The 16,657-nt window shown below is 42.5% G+C and carries 16 protein-coding genes; 3 read left to right on the plus strand and 13 right to left on the minus strand.

The window, feature by feature from the left end; all coding sequences use genetic code 11:
- Positions 1–148 precede the first annotated feature (148 nt).
- Both infC and thrS read right to left on the minus strand, forming a co-directional pair.
- The gene (gene infC / locus EC846_RS00935; protein WP_079281829.1) at positions 149–700 is read right to left on the minus strand and encodes a translation initiation factor IF-3; all 552 of its coding nucleotides are present in this window, start codon (positions 698–700) and stop codon (positions 149–151) included.
- A gap of 5 nt (positions 701–705) precedes the next feature.
- Positions 706–2,628, minus strand: a complete 1,923-nt coding sequence (gene thrS / locus EC846_RS00940) for a threonine--tRNA ligase (protein WP_004774698.1) — start codon at positions 2,626–2,628, stop codon at positions 706–708.
- 264 nt (positions 2,629–2,892) lie between these two features.
- Here thrS and EC846_RS00945 point away from each other — a divergent pair, with 264 nt between their 5' ends.
- Complete coding sequence (locus EC846_RS00945; RefSeq protein ID WP_123773805.1) at positions 2,893–4,536, plus strand: acyl-CoA synthetase; 1,644 nt, start codon at positions 2,893–2,895, stop codon at positions 4,534–4,536.
- A gap of 55 nt (positions 4,537–4,591) precedes the next feature.
- Here the strand turns inward: EC846_RS00945 and yjgA are convergent, their stop codons facing one another.
- From yjgA to mazG, 9 genes are all read right to left on the minus strand, one after another.
- Positions 4,592–5,125 carry a ribosome biogenesis factor YjgA gene (gene yjgA / locus EC846_RS00950; RefSeq protein WP_004774694.1) on the minus strand — a complete coding sequence of 178 codons (534 nt, stop codon included), beginning with the start codon at positions 5,123–5,125 and terminating at the stop codon, positions 4,592–4,594.
- Between the two features lie 2 nt (positions 5,126–5,127).
- Positions 5,128–5,397: an HPr family phosphocarrier protein gene (locus tag EC846_RS00955; protein WP_004774692.1), complete on the minus strand. Its 270-nt coding sequence runs from the start codon at positions 5,395–5,397 to the stop codon at positions 5,128–5,130.
- A complete protein-coding gene (gene rapZ / locus EC846_RS00960) occupies positions 5,394–6,245 on the minus strand; it encodes an RNase adapter RapZ (protein WP_004774690.1) in 852 nt (283 codons plus the stop codon). Before rapZ ends, EC846_RS00955 begins: the two co-directional genes overlap by 4 nt.
- Positions 6,246–6,265: 20 nt before the next feature.
- The gene (gene panC / locus EC846_RS00965) at positions 6,266–7,111 is read right to left on the minus strand and encodes a pantoate--beta-alanine ligase (RefSeq protein WP_123773806.1); all 846 of its coding nucleotides are present in this window, start codon (positions 7,109–7,111) and stop codon (positions 6,266–6,268) included.
- A gap of 3 nt (positions 7,112–7,114) precedes the next feature.
- Positions 7,115–7,924 carry a 3-methyl-2-oxobutanoate hydroxymethyltransferase gene (panB, locus tag EC846_RS00970; RefSeq protein WP_004774685.1) on the minus strand — a complete coding sequence of 270 codons (810 nt, stop codon included), beginning with the start codon at positions 7,922–7,924 and terminating at the stop codon, positions 7,115–7,117.
- Between the two features lie 39 nt (positions 7,925–7,963).
- Positions 7,964–8,452, minus strand: coding sequence for a 2-amino-4-hydroxy-6-hydroxymethyldihydropteridine diphosphokinase (gene folK, locus EC846_RS00975; protein WP_123773807.1), 489 nt, complete (start codon positions 8,450–8,452; stop codon positions 7,964–7,966).
- Entirely contained in the window at positions 8,449–9,903 is a 1,455-nt protein-coding gene (pcnB, locus tag EC846_RS00980) for a polynucleotide adenylyltransferase PcnB (protein WP_123773808.1), read from the minus strand. Before pcnB ends, folK begins: the two co-directional genes overlap by 4 nt.
- 140 nt (positions 9,904–10,043) lie before the next feature.
- The gene (locus tag EC846_RS00985) at positions 10,044–10,472 is read right to left on the minus strand and encodes a helix-hairpin-helix domain-containing protein (RefSeq protein ID WP_123773809.1); all 429 of its coding nucleotides are present in this window, start codon (positions 10,470–10,472) and stop codon (positions 10,044–10,046) included.
- Entirely contained in the window at positions 10,447–11,247 is an 801-nt protein-coding gene (gene mazG, locus EC846_RS00990; protein WP_123773810.1) for a nucleoside triphosphate pyrophosphohydrolase, read from the minus strand. The genes EC846_RS00985 and mazG overlap by 26 nt, the downstream gene beginning before the upstream one ends.
- Before the next feature lie 100 nt (positions 11,248–11,347).
- Here mazG and EC846_RS00995 point away from each other — a divergent pair, with 100 nt between their 5' ends.
- Together EC846_RS00995 and EC846_RS01000 are read left to right on the plus strand one after the other, a co-directional pair.
- Entirely contained in the window at positions 11,348–12,124 is a 777-nt protein-coding gene (locus EC846_RS00995) for an SDR family oxidoreductase (protein WP_123773811.1), read from the plus strand.
- Positions 12,125–12,371: 247 nt separating this feature from the next.
- Positions 12,372–12,806 carry a hypothetical protein gene (locus tag EC846_RS01000; protein ID WP_123773812.1) on the plus strand — a complete coding sequence of 145 codons (435 nt, stop codon included), beginning with the start codon at positions 12,372–12,374 and terminating at the stop codon, positions 12,804–12,806.
- 98 nt (positions 12,807–12,904) lie between these two features.
- Here the strand turns inward: EC846_RS01000 and EC846_RS01005 are convergent, their stop codons facing one another.
- Together EC846_RS01005 and rlmD are read right to left on the minus strand one after the other, a co-directional pair.
- Complete coding sequence (locus tag EC846_RS01005) at positions 12,905–15,208, minus strand: RelA/SpoT family protein (RefSeq protein WP_004774676.1); 2,304 nt, start codon at positions 15,206–15,208, stop codon at positions 12,905–12,907.
- Between the two features lie 31 nt (positions 15,209–15,239).
- The gene (gene rlmD, locus EC846_RS01010) at positions 15,240–16,649 is read right to left on the minus strand and encodes a 23S rRNA (uracil(1939)-C(5))-methyltransferase RlmD (RefSeq protein ID WP_123773813.1); all 1,410 of its coding nucleotides are present in this window, start codon (positions 16,647–16,649) and stop codon (positions 15,240–15,242) included.
- Between the last annotated feature and the right edge of the window lie 8 nt (positions 16,650–16,657).

The raw sequence follows: 16,657 nt of genomic DNA on the forward strand, positions 1-16,657 counted from the left end.
AGTTTTTAAATCGTGTAATTATCAAGCAATCTTATCATAGCCTGTTTTTATTCTTAGACATTAGATTTAGCACATTTTTAACAAACCATTGCCTGATTTAGACATAAAAAAGCACCGCCTGTTGCGGTGCTTTTTTATCAAGAAAAAATTACTTTTTCTTTTTCGGACCAAGTAACATGCCCATCTGACGGCCTTCCATCTTCGGAGCTTGTTCAACAACACCAAACTCAGCAACGTCAGCTTCAATTTTTTGTAATTGAGCAAGACCAAGCTGTTGATGTGCCATCTCACGACCACGGAAACGCAAGGTAATTTTCACTTTGTTCCCTTCTTCAAGGAAACGTAAAATTGCACGCAATTTTACCTGATAATCACCTACATCCGTCGCAGGACGTAACTTGATTTCTTTCACTTGCACTTGATGCTGTTTTTTCTTCGCATCTTTTTGCTTTTGTTTCAAGTCAAATAAGTGCTTGTTGTAGTCCATGATTTTACAAACAGGCGGTTCTGCATTAGCAACAATCTCAACAAGGTCAAGATTGGCTTCTTCTGCAGCACGTAATGCTTCATTTAATGAAACAACACCTTTTTGCTCCCCATCTGCAGCGACGAGGCGTACTTCTTTCGCACGGATCTCATCGTTGATTGCAGGACGGTTACTTTTAGCACCTTGTTGTTGGTTACGGTCAGGCTGTTTAATCTTTATTACTCCACAATGTACCGGCCACGTTCGGCAACGGCAGATTTCACTAAGTCAATAAATGCATCTACTGACATAGTACCTAAATTTTTTCCTGAGCGAGTACGCACATTAACTGTACCTTCTTCAACTTCTCGATCACCGAGAACTAGAAGGTAAGGAATACGCTCTAGGGTACGCTCACGAATCTTAAATCCGATTTTTTCATTTCTCAAGTCAGAAATAGCACGAAGGCCATTTTCTTTGAGTTTTGCGACCACTTGTTCACTTGCTTCTGCTTGTGAATCAGTAATGTTCATGACACACGCTTGAATTGGTGTAAGCCACGGTGGCATGAAACCCGCATAGTGTTCAATTAGTATACCAATAAAACGCTCAAAACTGCCAAGAATTGCACGATGAAGCATAACAGGTTGGTCACGTTCATTGTCTTCTGTAACATAAGAAGCATCTAAACGGATTGGCAAGTTGAAGTCACATTGAATCGTACCACACTGCCAGATACGGCCTAAACAGTCTTTCAATGAAAATTCAATTTTCGGACCATAGAAGGCACCTTCACCAGGTTGCAAGTCCCATGCCAAGCCAGCATCATCAAGCGCATCTGCCAAAGATTTTTCAGCCAGATCCCAAAGTGCATCATCACCCACACGTTTTTCTGGACGTGTAGAGAGCTTCATTTGTACGTCTTCAAAACCAAAGTCTTTATAAACGTCTAAAGTCAGCTTAATGAAATCTGCAACTTCTTTACCAATCTGTTCTTTGGTACAGAAAATATGTGCATCATCTTGAGTAAAGCCACGAACACGCATAATACCGTGTAAAGAACCTGATGGCTCGTTACGGTGACAAGAACCAAACTCAGCTAAACGGATTGGTAAATCACGGTAAGATTTCAAACCTTGGTTAAAGACCTGTACGTGACATGGGCAGTTCATCGGCTTCACTGCATAGTTACGACTTTCAGAATGAGTCGTAAACATGTTTTCAGCGTAGTTTGCCGCATGACCAGACTTTTCCCAAAGCGTAAAGTCTACGATTTGCGGTGTCTTGATTTCCTGATAACCATTCTCTTGCTGAACTTTACGCATGTATTGTTCAAGCACTTGATAAATCGTCCAGCCGTTCGGATGCCAGAACACCATACCTGGTGCTTCTTCTTGCATATGGAACAAGTCTAGCGCTTTACCAATTTTACGGTGATCACGCTTTTCAGCTTCTTCAATACGTTTGATATAAGCCGCTAACTGTTTTTTGTCAGCCCAAGCTGTACCATAAATACGTTGTAATTGTTCATTTTTCGCATCACCACGCCAGTATGCACCAGAGATTTTAGTGAGCTTGAATGATTTTAAGAATTTAGTATTAGGTACGTGTGGACCACGACACATATCTAAATAATCTTGATGGTAGTACAAGCCCATTTGTGTTTCATTCGGCATGTCTGCAATCAAGCGTAACTTGTATTCTTCGCCACGTGCTGTGAATTCTGCAATCACATCTTCACGAGGTGTCATCTTTTTGATGACATCATAATCCTGATCGATGAGCTTTTTCATGCGCTCTTCGATCGCAGCCATATCATCCAGCGTAAACGGACGTGGCATCCAGATGTCGTAGTAGAAACCTTCTTCGATCACAGGACCGATCACCATTTTCGCCTCTGGGAACAATTGCTTAACCGCATGCCCTACCAAGTGCGCACATGAGTGACGAATGATTTCTAAACCTTCTTCATCTTTCGGGGTAATAATCTGAACTGTCGCATCTTCTGTGATTAAATCACAAGCATCCACCAAGCGATCATTGATACGGCCGGCAACTGTATTTTTTGCAAGACCCGGACCAATGCTTTGAGCAAGTTCCATCACGGAAATTGGCTGATCAAACTGTTTCTGATCACCATTTGGTAAAGTAATGATTGGCATATAAAAAAATCCTTAAGGAGTGATGCCCTATACGAAGGAGCATATCACCGCGAGATTATGTATTGAGGCGAGGCCTCAAAAGATAAAAAACGGCGGATAAAAAAGTATCCAAGATTTTACACGGGTTTAGCTGTGGATGAAACCTCTGAACCAGAAAAACCCGATATCTCTTACGATTCACCTCCGACTAAAGCCTAAATGATTTAGACTCGACGACAGAATAGTTTAGTAATGAATGAAAAGAACAGAAATGGAGCAATACACATGGTGAGTGCATACGACGAATTACCAAGAACACCCGCAAATTTTGTTGCCTTATCCCCACTACGTTATTTAGAGCGTGCCGCTTATATTTACCCCAATCAAGCTGCAATTATTCATGGCGAACGTCAAATCACATGGCAACAAACCTATCAACGCTGCCGTCAGTTCGCTCATCAACTGGCAAATCTGGGTATTCAAAAAAACGATACCGTTTCAGTGTTACTTCCCAATATTCCAGCCATGATCGAAGCACATTTTGCTGTACCAATGGCAGGTGCGGTACTCAACACCTTAAATACGCGTCTTGATGCCAAAACCATCGCTTTTATGCTGGAACATGCTGAATCCAAAGTACTACTGGTTGATCCGGAGTTTCGTGAGGTCGCAGTAGAAGCACTCAAACTAGTACCTCAAGAGATCGTGGTTATTGATGTATTTGATTCCGAGTTTGAAGGTGAACAGATTGCCATTGGACAATATGAATATGAGTCATGGATTGCTCAAGGTCATCCCGAATTTGAATGGTTACTTCCACAAGATGAATGGGATGCGATTAGTCTCAACTATACTTCTGGTACGACTGGTAATCCTAAAGGCGTGGTCTACCACCACCGTGGTGCTTATCTCAATGCAGCCAGCAATATTCTGGCATGCGGAATGAAACCACGCGCGGTTTATCTCTGGACACTTCCTCTATTCCATTGCAATGGCTGGTGTTTTGCATGGTCTATTGCGGCCAGTGGTGGCACCAATATTTGCTTGCGTCGCGTCGACCCTAAACTGGTTTTTAAATATATTGCAGAATATAAGGTTGATTACTTCTGTGGCGCACCGATTGTGCTGTCCATGCTGATCAATGCCCCAACGGAACAGCGAACTTCATTTGATCATCATGTCGAAGTGATGGTTGCGGGTGCTGCCCCACCGGTTGCGATTATTGAAGGTATGCATCATATCGGCATCAATGTAAATCATGTTTATGGCCTGACTGAAACCTATGGCCCCTCTGCCCTATGTGCTTCACAAGCAGGCTGGAGTGATCTCTCCATTCAGGAACAAGCACAATTGCATTCACGCCAAGGTGTGCCGTATCCCTTACAGGACAGTATGCGGGTACTTGATCCAGAAACCATGCAACCTGTACCCAATGATGGACAAACCATGGGCGAGATCATGTTCCGTGGCAACATTGTCATGAAAGGTTATTTAAAAAATCCCGAAGCAACTCAGGAAGCATTTAAAGGTGGCTGGTTCCATACAGGCGATTTGGCCGTGAGCCATCCCGACGGTTATGCCAAGATTACAGATCGTTCAAAGGATATTATTATTTCAGGGGGCGAAAATATTTCATCCCTAGAAGTTGAAGATGTGCTGTATCGTCATCCTGCTGTACTGACTGCCGCGGTTGTGGCGAAACCAGATCAACGCTGGCAAGAAGTTCCTTGTGCATTTATTGAACTTAAACAAGGAGCAACTGCCTCACCAGAAGACATCATTGCGCATTGTCAGCAAGAACTGGCGCGTTTTAAAGTTCCGAAAGATGTGGTGATCGCAGAGATTCCAAAAACCTCGACAGGAAAATTACAGAAATTTATTTTAAGAGAATGGGCAAAACAAAGAGCCAATGGCGAGTTCGGAAATTAATACAAGAGATAAAAAAAGAAGTTTCTGAGGAAACTTCTTTTTTTATTTTTAAGCCTTATTGCTCAGATAACAGTGCGACCTGCTGAACATAATTGACGAACTTACGTTTCGAAGCTTCCAGCTCTTCCTCACTCACTTGCTGCTTCATATCACGATGAATACGTAATACATGCTGACGCAAAGTATGGCGTTCAGAAGCGTTAAATACTTTACTAAACTCATTGATGATTGGGTCACCTTGATCAATCATACGATCAACCCAACGCATCAACTGCATTTGTTTTTTAGCGCCTTGTTGCGGCGTGAGATAAGATAAAATCGTGCTCTCATCTTCATTACGCAATAACTTACCAACGCGTTGGAACTGACGACGACGCGCTTCAAATGAGCTAATTCTCTGCACTTCAAGCAAAGCATCAATTAAACGCTCATCGACAGGAAGTTTTTGAATCTGCTTTGGATTGAGTTGAGCCAACTGCTCACCCAAAGCGGCCATGCGCTGGACTGCTTTTTTTTGCTCAGTTCGACTCGCACGCCCTTCTAATGACTCAAAATCTTCATCTGTATAACGTTGGGGACCACGTGCCACTATTACTCTGCCTCGTAAAATTTTGCTGCGAACAGCGTTTGAATTTCTTCCAGTGCCTTTTCTTCATCAGCACCATCAATCACCAGTCTTAATGTAGTGCCTTTACCTGCACCCAACATCAACAATGACATAATATTTTTTGCATCAACTAACTTATCGCCCTTACCAATCTGGATAGAAGAACGAAATTTTGTCGTCACTTCAATCAGTTTACCAGATGCGCGAGCGTGTAAGCCGAGTTTATTAATTACATCAATTGTTGTGTCTATCATGACCAGTGCTTCATTTCTCTATGTAAGATTTGGACAGCCCATTTTGCCTCAAGGGCCTGTTTGAGTCTATCCACGATATAAACCGAACGATGCTGCCCGCCCGTACATCCCACAGAAATGGTCATGTAATGGCGATGTCCTTCGGCAAAAGCAGGTAACCACTTATTTAGAAAGCCATAAATATCTTCAAACATTTCATTGGTTTGTTGACTGCCTTCTAAAAAGCGGCGCACAGGTTCATCTAAACCTGAAAAACGGCGTAATTCTAAGTCCCAATGTGGATTTGGTAAATGCCGTACGTCAAATACATAATCCGCATCGAGTGGAATACCGTGCTTATAGCCAAAAGACTGTAAAATTACAATTAAGTTATCCGACTGTCCCAGTTTAGACAATAGGATATGTTTTAAATCATGGACACTTTTATCCGTGGTATCAATATGCACTGTGGAACGGAACTGGATCGGGATGAGCAATTGTTTCTCTTCCTGAATACATTGCAACAGGCTATTGAAGCGACTGGCCAACGGATGTGGACGACGTGATGCACTAAAACGTGCAATCAAATCCTGATCCTGCGTGGTCAGATAAATAATATCAACCGAACCATGGCGTTGTAATTGCTCAAACACATGATCGAACTCTTGCATATCAGCACGGGTACTACGGATGTCTACGCCCAATGCCAACTGTTCAAGATTATTCTCATGATCCAGTTTTGCCACAATTTCAGGCAATAATGCCAAAGGTAAGTTATCTATACAATAATAGCCCAAGTCTTCAAGCACTTGTAATGCAGATGATTTGCCTGAGCCTGATTGTCCTGTCACGATAAGAATACGCTTCATGGCATTTTGCCCTTCATTTTTTATGTTTTAAAATCAACTTGTAGGTTATCAATCAAACGGGTTGCACCCAGTTTTGCAGCAACAAAAAGAACAAGATTCTGATCAAATTGCGCAATCGGTTGCAGGTTGGTCTGACGAGCTTCCACATAATCCACAACAAAACCAGCTTGTGTCAATTGAGCAGAGATATTTGCTAACACTTGGTTAAGCGCCTGCCCTTCATGCAACTGCTGTTCAGCCTGTTTGAGCGATTGATAAATGGTTGGTGCAATTGCCCGTTGCTCTTCGGTTAAATAACCATTACGAGAACTTAAAGCCAAACCATCTTCGGCCCGTACAATCGGCACGCCAATCACTTCAAGTGGCATATTCAAGTCTTGGACTAACTGGCGAATCACCGCCAATTGCTGGTAGTCCTTTTGACCAAAGAATGCGAAATCAGGCTGTACAATATTGAACAGCTTGGTCACCACAACTGCGACACCGTCGAAATGACCCGGACGTGATTTTCCACATAGATCATCGGTAATCTCGCCCACACTGATATTGGTCAGACGTGGATGAGTGCCATACATTTGCTCTACTGTAGGCGCAAAAATAATGTCGCAATCCGCATCTGCCAATAAACGACTATCTTGTTCCAGCGTACGCGGATAACTTTCGAAATCTTCACCAGCACCAAATTGGATCGGATTAACGAAAATACTCACCACCACCACATCACAGATTTTTTTGGCAGCACGCACCAAAGTCAAATGACCTTCATGCAGATTGCCCATGGTCGGTACAAAACCAATCAATTTTTTTGAACTACGTGCAGGAGAAAGTGACGCAGTTAAGCCTTGTATCGTTGTTTCAGTTTTCATGAATTAAAGCTCAACCTGAAAAGTATGTTCTTTGGCTGGGAAAGACTGATCCTGAACGGCAGCATGATACGATTTAAATGCATCTACGATTGCAGTTTCACCCGCTTGCTCTTTCATGAAGTTACGTACGAAACGCGCAACACGACCAAAGGTCAGGCCAAGCATGTCCTGAACGACCAGCACCTGACCATCCGTTTCATTACCCGCACCAATCCCGATCACTGGTGTATTCGGGAACAATTCTGCAATTTCTTTACCCAATTGTGCAGGAACACATTCAAGTAATAACACCGCTGCACCAGCATCAACCACGGCCTGACAATCTGCAATCAACTGATCCGCTGCTTCGCGTGTTTTTGCTTGCAACTTATAGCCACCTAACACATGTACAGATTGTGGCGTTAAGCCTAAATGTACACACACAGGAATACCATTACGAGTCAATACAGTAACCAGTTCGCTAAGCCAAGCACCACCTTCGATCTTGACCATTTGTGCGCCAGCTTGCATGACAGTTTTTGCATTTTTCAAACCATCTTCAAGCGTTGCATAGCTCATAAATGGCAGATCCGTCATAATCAGGGCATGTGCATTACCACGACGTACAGCAGCAGTATGGTAAGCCATGTCTTCCACAGTGACAGGAAGTGTAGAATCTCTGCCTTGAATCGCCATTCCAAGAGAGTCACCGATTAAAATCGTATCAATTTCAGCCAACTCCATCCCTTTAGCCATACTTGCATCGTAACAAGTAAGACATGAGAACTTGCGTCCTTCGGCTTTAAACTTTCTTAAGTCACTTAGACTAATCATGATGATGTCCTCTACAGGCGTTTCCAGAACGAAACAGTCTTAGGCGGTTGCCCAAGACTGGTCTGCTATTACAGTCAAGTTTGCTTGCTGTACCAGTTCTAAATCTTTTAAAGAATGACCATTTAATTGTAAATGAGCATCTAAATCTAATAAAGGAATAACGACGAAATCACGCTCTAAAATACCAATGTGTGGCACCGTTAAACGTTCATTCTGGATCTGTTCCTGACCATAGATCAGCAAATCCAGATCAAGCGTTCGCTCACCCCAGCGTCGTAAACGGACACGTCCTGCTTCTTGCTCAAATTGTTGTAATTGATCTAACAGAGCAAGCGCTGCAAGGTCGGTATCCAGTTGAACAACTGCATTGAGATAATTGGGCTGATCTTGTGGCCCCATCGGTGGACTTTGATAAAGTCGAGAAACCTGTACAGCGCCGAGCGTTGCCAGCTTCGCAACAGCTTCGCTCAGAATCTGCTGCGAATCGCCTAAATTACTGCCAAGACCGATATAGGTTCTAATCGTCATTGCGTTGGCCCAAAAACCACTTGGCTTAAGTCACGTTGTACACGTTTACGCTTAAGAATCGGATGATCCGCATGAACCTGTCCTGAATTGCCAGCCGCTTTTTCAATAAAACGACTCGCTGACTCATCAGCTCTGACACGTTCTTTTTTACCGCGACGACTTCTTGGCTCAGGTACATTGACCAAAGGCTCAATTTCAGTCGTTTTCGGCTCATCTGCTTCAATCGCCTTACGACGTGTCTTGCTGCGTTGACGATTGTATTGACGAATTGCCGCTTCTTTTTGGTCAGTGGTCATTTCCTGATAGGTTTCCCACCAAGTGCCCATGCCTTCTGTACTACTGTCGCCTGATTTTTCACGTAACAGCAAGAAGTCAAAGCCTGCACGGAAACGGGCATGCCCTGCCAAAGCCTCAATCTGTTGTGATTTTGGATTCAGCAAACGCGTCTGCATTTCCCAAACTTCACGAATAAAGGTTTCAGCAAAACGAGGAATAATGGTACGAGTGGCCTGACGTTTCAACACATCAAGTCCAGCTTGTGCACGCGCTTCCGCAGGCACGACACCTTTATTCAAATAGTAGTCACAACGTTCTAAAAAGGGTTTCCATAACAATACCGCATAGAAAAATGCTGGATTGATGGTTTTACCCACTTGAATGCGCTGATCGGTATTTCGTGCAGCACGCTCAATAAAAGCGGTAATATTCGGCGGGATTTCGGCGAAAAGCTGTTTCCACACACCAAACTCGATCAACATTGGCAAGACACGCGTCAAATGCCCCATGGTGAACAATTTTTGTGATTCATCATATAAGCGATGTGGCGAAACATCACGCAATAATTGCGTCATTTCAGCACTAAAAACATCGAGAATGGATTGATCAATCTGGAAGTTTAATTTCGCAGCAAAACGCAATGCACGTAACATACGTACAGGATCTTCTTCAAAACGCTGTGCAGGTTCACCAAGAAAACGTAAAGTACGAGTCTTGATGTCATCTACCGCATGGCAGAAATCAAGTACGATGCCTTTCCGTGGCTGGTAATACAAGGTATTGATGGAAAAATCTCGACGAGCAAAGTCTTGCTCAATCGTTCCCCAGTTATTATCACGAAGAATCATACCAGAGGCACTGGTGACTGCTTTTTTCGGCGGGGCACGGAATGTCGCGACTTCAATCAGTTCACGACCAGAATACACATGTGCTAACTCAAAACGTCGTCCGATAATTCGGCAACGTCGACCAAAAACTTCTTTCACCTGAGCTGGTGTAGCATTAGTAACCGCGTCAAAATCCTTTGGATTAAGACCTAACATCATATCTCGAACACCACCGCCCACAATATATGCCTCGTAGCCTGCTTTAGTCAGACTATCAATCACATCTAGAATTGAGGAAGGAAGTTGAGTTGTGGACAAACCACATTTTGACGCACGCAAAGTTTGCAAAAGACACTGTCTCCTACGTCAGGACGTAAATAACAATTTGTCGCTAATCATAGCTCTAACACACACAAAGGGCAATTTATTCTGTTGGAAGTTTCAACAGATCAGTCTGCCTATTCCATCACATTATTACAATTCTGAGCCTATAACATCAGCCTTGCTTTGTTTTTTTCAAACAATTTTGGCCCGATTCCCTTGATATTCATCAGCTCATCTACACTTTTAAAGCCACCATTCTTTTGACGATATTCCATAATCGTCTGGGCTTTTTTCTCGCCAACACCATTCAGCGTCTGCAATTGCTGTAAATTTGCCTGATTTAAACTGATTTTATCGCCTTGAATATTAAGAGAAGATGAAACCTGTTTTATATTTTGTTGGGAAGCGGGTCGGGATAAATAATAATTATTGTTGGCCTGATTCGCCAACTGCTGGTCACGTGCTTGCTGCTGAGCTTTCCATTGTTGATAGGACTGATCAAACTGTTGGGCGTTGAGATGTGAAATACATCCCACGCACAAGATCATCAATAAAAAAAGTCTATATTTACTGCTCGCTTGTCGAAAAATCATGGTTCCCCTCCCCAGATTTTAATTGAATTTTGGCTTGCTCCCAGAGTTCATCCATTTCTGCCAAACTCATTTTTTGCAAGTCTTTGTGTTGTTGTTGCGCCTGTTGTTCTATATAAGCAAAGCGGCTTCTAAACTTATGAATGGTCGCCAATAGCGATGCTTCACTCGATACCCCCAGCTTTCGTCCCACATTAATTAATGAAAATAGACAATCCCCAAACTCTTCCTCGATCTCATCCGCGCTTTCATGCTTGATTGCGTGCTGCAACTCCCCTAATTCTTCGTCCAGCTTCGCATAAGCATCGTCTAGCGTTTCAAAATCGAAACCCAGTTGTGCCGCTTTTTTTTGAATTTCATGCGCTTGTACTAAAGCAGGTGCATGCTTCACCTCATCAAGACGCGATTGTACTTTACCTTGTTTTTCTTGCAGTTTGATTTGTTTCCATAACTCACTCACTTGCTCAGGCGTTAAATTTTGATATTTTTCTGCCTCAAAAACATGCGGATGACGGCGAACTAACTTTTCACTGATCGCATTCACAACATCCTGAAAATTAAATAATCCTTTTTCATCAAACATTTGTGATTGAAAAACCACTTGCAGCAATAAATCACCGAGTTCATTACGAATCTCATCGATATCACCCGAACGAATTGCATCCTCAACTTCATACGCTTCTTCAATGGCATAACGGGTTAAACTCTCAGGTGTTTGTTGTTGATCCCACGGACATTTTTCTCTTAACTCTTGCATGATTGCCAATAATTTTTCCATGATGATCTCCAAACCAGATGCAGCCAAATTGTTGCAGCTTAAACACGCTTATGCGTAATATACAGGCACGCAAAATATCAATATAAAGCAAGGGAAAGCAATGCAAAATAGTGTTTTTATTAGCGGGGCTGCACAAGGGATTGGTGCTGAAATCGCTCGTCTCTTCTACCAACATGGTTTCAAAGTTGGAATCTACGACATCAATACCGAACAGGCTCAACATCTGGCACAACAACTGGGTGTGAATGCCAAAGCGGGTTATCTAGATGTCAGCGACTATCAGCAATGGCAAACTGCGCTACAGGAATTTACGCTTTGGGCTGGCCAACTGAATATTCTGGTTAACAATGCAGGCATTCTTTACTCGGGCGCATTCGAAAACACCGAGATCCAATCACACCATCGCATCATGGATATTAATGTCAAAGGTGTACTCAATGGCTGCCATGCCGCTTTAGCACATCTACAACAGGCCCGTTTTGCCCGTGTCATTAACTTATCGTCAGCCTCTGCGATTTATGGACAAGCTGATTTGGCTTGCTACTCTGCTAGCAAGTTTGCGGTACGAGGTTTAACTGAAGCCTTAGATGTGGAGTGGCAAAAATACAAGATTCGCGTTCTGGATGTCATGCCACTCTTTGTGCAAACCAATATGGTGAAAGACATGGATGCAGGTAGTATTCAACATATGGGCGTAAACCTCACAGCTTCAGATGTTGCTCAACAGGTTTTACAACTGGCACAACAAAAAGATCATGCCCTACTTGCAACCCATACCCCTATGGGGATGAAAACTAAACTCATGTATCAGCTCTCTCATTTGAGTCCACAGTTTTTAAATCGAATAACCAATATATTATTATCAAGAAAAAAATGATTTTAGCGCCTTTGATATTATAAAAAACATCAAAGGCATTTTTAAAAACACTAAAATAAAAACAAATAGGCCAATATTAAAATCCAAATTTAAATACACATTTAAAACAAGAAAACACCTAAAAATCACAACAAAATGCCAAAAAATTTAAAAAAAATTCAGACTGTCAATTATTAAGGTTTTTAATGGTAAAACTTAATCGTATTTTTTTATTATTATGCGACCCTTCTTTTCGAGGGATTTAATAATGAAAAAATTACTAGTTTTAACTTTAGCGGCAACATTTTCATTTTCAGCTTTTGCTGCAAGCGAAAATACAGATAAACCATTTTCAACTACTGAATTAAAAGCCATGAACTGTGCTGATCTTTCTGTTGAACAAGCAAATGCCAAACGCGAACTTGCTGAAGCAGACAAGAACATTGCAAACATCAATGCAAATGCACAAGCACCAGGTAAAGCAGTGAGTAAATGGGCTGGTCTTGCAAGTGGTGCTATTAGTGCTTTTGCTGGAAATTCGGAGAAAGCTGCTAAAGTAGGTCAAATTGCCAATAATCTTGCGGGTGAAGAAGATACTTCTGATGCGACTAATTTAACCTTACAACAAGCGATTAAAACAAAGGCACAAACCAATATTGATAACATGACTGTTTATCAAAAAAGTAAGAAGTGCAAAATGTAATTTCTAAATTAGACATTATTATTAAAACCCAACATACGTTTTAATAATAAAAAATAAAACCTGCAATATTGCAGGTTTTATTTCTCAACTTAGATCAATTAACTTCCTTGAACTAAACGTCTTGCGCTAATAATTCCGGGCTGCTGCTCTAAACGTGCCAGCAAACGAGATAATTGAGCCAATCCTTTTACTTCAATCAACAACTTCATATTGGCAATACCATCTGCCTCAGAAATTGTATTGACCTGACGAATATTAATTTGATCCGAGAAAATAACCTGTGTCAGATCTTTAAGCAGACCACGGCGATCATAGGCTTCCACCACGATCTGAACACTCTGACCACGCGTTGGCTGCATTTCCCAATCGGCTTCAACAGCACGTTCAGGTTCTTGTGTCGTCATGCGGATATAGTCTGGACATGCAACTTTATGAATACTCACACCACGATTCAACGTGATATAACCACCAATCGATTCACCATGTACAGGCTGACAACACTGTGCAATATGCAGTTCAACGTTGTCCAGACCATCAATCAAGATACCGTGTGCAGATAAAGTATGACTAGCACGCGGATTCAATGCAGGTTTTAACACCAGTTCAGGCTCATCCTGATCCAGATGCATTTGACGATTCACCTGATTCATCAAGGCATGCAGACTGATATCGCCGCTCACCAATGCAACCAAGATATCATCGCCTGCCTTCAGATTGAAATGCGATGAATAATCTTTAAGGTCGATACTCTTTGGATGGATCGCTAAACGCGCCAGCTCCTTATTGAGTAACTCGCGTCCAACTTCGACATTCTTACTACGATCTTGCTGTCTAAACCAGTGGCGTAACTTGTCACGCGCACGTGCAGTCTTGATATAACCAAGCGAATTCACCAACCAGTCACGGTTCGGTTCACGATCTTTTTTGGTTAAAATCTCAACCTGCTCACCCGTCTTTAACATATAGGTTAAAGGCACATAACGCTGGTTTACACGTGCGGCATAGCACTTGTTCCCGACCTCGGTATGCACATGGTAAGCAAAATCCAGAACGGTTGAACCGCGAGGCAACTCTTTGATGTCACCATCACGACTAAATACATAGATCTTTTCAAAATTTTCAAAATCCTGAATCTGATCAATGCCGTTCGATTCTTCATCTTCGCCATGTGGCGTGGTTTCGGTACGTTCCTGATAGTGTTCAAGTACCGCACGTAAAGAATGCAAGCGATCATTAAAGGAATGATCGGTATTCTTGGCGCCTTCTTTGTAGTTAAAGTGCGAACACACCCCAAGCTCAGCTTCGTTATGCATTTCAAAAGTACGAATTTGTACTTCCAGTGATTTGTTCTCAGCAATCACCGCTGTATGCAATGAACGATAGCCATTGGCTTTTGGATTGGTGACATAGTCATCGAACTGGTTCGGAATATGACGCCAGATTTGATGAACAATGCCCAAGGCATGGTAGCAATCAGGCACATTTTTCACTAACACACGCACTGCACGGATGTCATAAAGCTGATCAAAGCTGAGGTTCTTGCTTTTCATTTTTCGATAAATCGAATAAATGTGCTTCACACGCCCAGTAATTTCCGCATGGATATCATATGCAGCCAATTCAGTTTTCAGTTTATCAATCACAAACTGAATATACTGCTCACGCTCCAAACGCTTTTCATTTAATAAAGACGCAATTTCTTTATAACGTTCTGGTGCCAAATAACGAAAGGCAAGATCTTCCAGTTCCCACTTTAGCTGTGCAATACCGAGACGATGCGCCAGCGGCGAGTAAATGGTGAGAATTTCGCGTGCTACACGTTCCTGACGTTCTTTACTTGCTGTTGCCAGTTCACGCAAAGCATAAGTACGCTCTGCCAGCTTAATGAGTACAACCCGAACATCTTCCGTTACTGAGATCAGCATTTTATAAATGCCATTTAGATGTTCGCGTTGATTATTATTAAAATGGTCTTCTAAACGCTTATTCTTTTCAATCAACTCCGACAGTTTACCCATTGCAAGGGTGCCTTGAACCAAAGCTAGAACCTGTTCGCCAAACTGTTGTTGAATGTCCTCTAAAGTAATGAGACCTTCACGTACACTACGATATAACACTGCCGCTGAAAGCGTGTCTTCGTCGACATGCAAATGGGCCAAAATATCTGCCATACCAATCCCTGTACTAAAGGTATTGATACGATGATCCGTCGCTTGTAACTCTTTTGCTAAGGTAAGCTCGGCAACTTTTTGAAGTTGTTTTAGCTCAGCCCCATCCAAAATACCACGCACTCGATCTAGCCAAGAGACTAGACTACTTTGCGCTTCAGCGGCATGTTCTACAGTCGCTTCCTCAGACAACTCTTGAAGTCGTCCAGGTAACTGTTCACGTACTGTGACCATACCTTTCTCCTCTGGATATGTAACTCATTTTTTAATCGTTTATCTCTTCGATTTTTTCAAGCTTCTCAATCTTTTCAAACAGGGCAATCGATTCAACATGTTCAGTATGCGTAAACATGTCCATCACCGCAGCTTTTTTCAACTGATAGCCATATTGTGCCAGTACACCTGCATCCCTTGCCAGTGTTGATGGGTTACATGATACATAAACGATTCTTTTCGCTCCAAAATTAGGTACATATTGCATAACCTCAAACGCACCTGATCGTGGAGGATCAATTAATAATGCATCAAATCCCTGTTTCGCCCAAGAATGATGCGAAAAGTCTTTTGTTAAATCTTGTGAAAAGAATAGCGCTTGTGACAATTGATTTGCTTTCGCATTTTCAGTTGCCCGTTGCACCATCTCATCACTCGCTTCAACGCCGACCACCTGACCTGTTTCACCCACACGACGTGCAATCGGGAGCGAGAAATTGCCTAATCCACAGAATAGGTCAAGCACTCTTTCCCCTTCCTGTAATTGAAGCAATTCACATGCCAAGTGAATCATCTGTGCATTTACACCACTATTCACTTGGGTAAAGTCTAATGGTGAAAATGCAAATTTGACTGCAAAATCATCCAGACTGTAATGCAAACGCATCGGTGCCTGTGAATCATCTACGCGATGTAAACTATCGCCCCCTTTGGGCTGCAAATACAACTGCCATCCTTTGAGTAACGTAAACTGACGTAATTGGTTGACATCCGACGCATTTAATTCATCCAGATGACGAATCAGCAATGCCACCTCAGTATCGCCCATGGCCAATTCTATATGACCAATATGAGCTTTGCCTGTAAGACTTTCGAGTAACTTCTTAAGTTCAGGCAAGGTTGCGGATAAAGTTTGATCTAATACATTGCACTGCTGAATAGCGGTGAGATGATTACTATGATGCTCACGGAAACCCATCACCAAACGGTTCTGCTTGGCAATGTAGCGCACACCGATACGGGCACGACGACGATAATCTGTTTTGACCGAACGGATCGGCGCCAGCCATTGCTCAGGCTCTAAACCCGCAAAATGTTGTAAATGTGACTTCAACACATTCTGTTTCAACAAAATCTGTTCGTCAGGATGAATATGTTGCAGGCTACAGCCACCACATACCCCAAAATGAGGGCAGATCGGATCAACACGACCTTCAGCTGCCTCGCCTTCCAGCTTGATCATGTCAGCTTCTTCAAGACGAGAAGTCTGGTTGGTTATCTTTGCCTGCACCGTTTCACCAACGAGGCCATAGCGAATAAATACCTTCTTGCCATGCTTTTCTTTAGGATGGTCAGGATGCGTTCCATAATGCGCGATGCCGCGCCCTTCATGAGAAAACGCTTCGATTTGAAAGGTATATGTTGGATATTGGGCTGGGCGATGTTTCGCTTTGTGTTTCAAAAGATGAA

It is taken from the genome of Acinetobacter sp. BIGb0102 (assembly GCF_003815055.1).
GTDB lineage: Bacteria > Pseudomonadota > Gammaproteobacteria > Pseudomonadales > Moraxellaceae > Acinetobacter > Acinetobacter vivianii.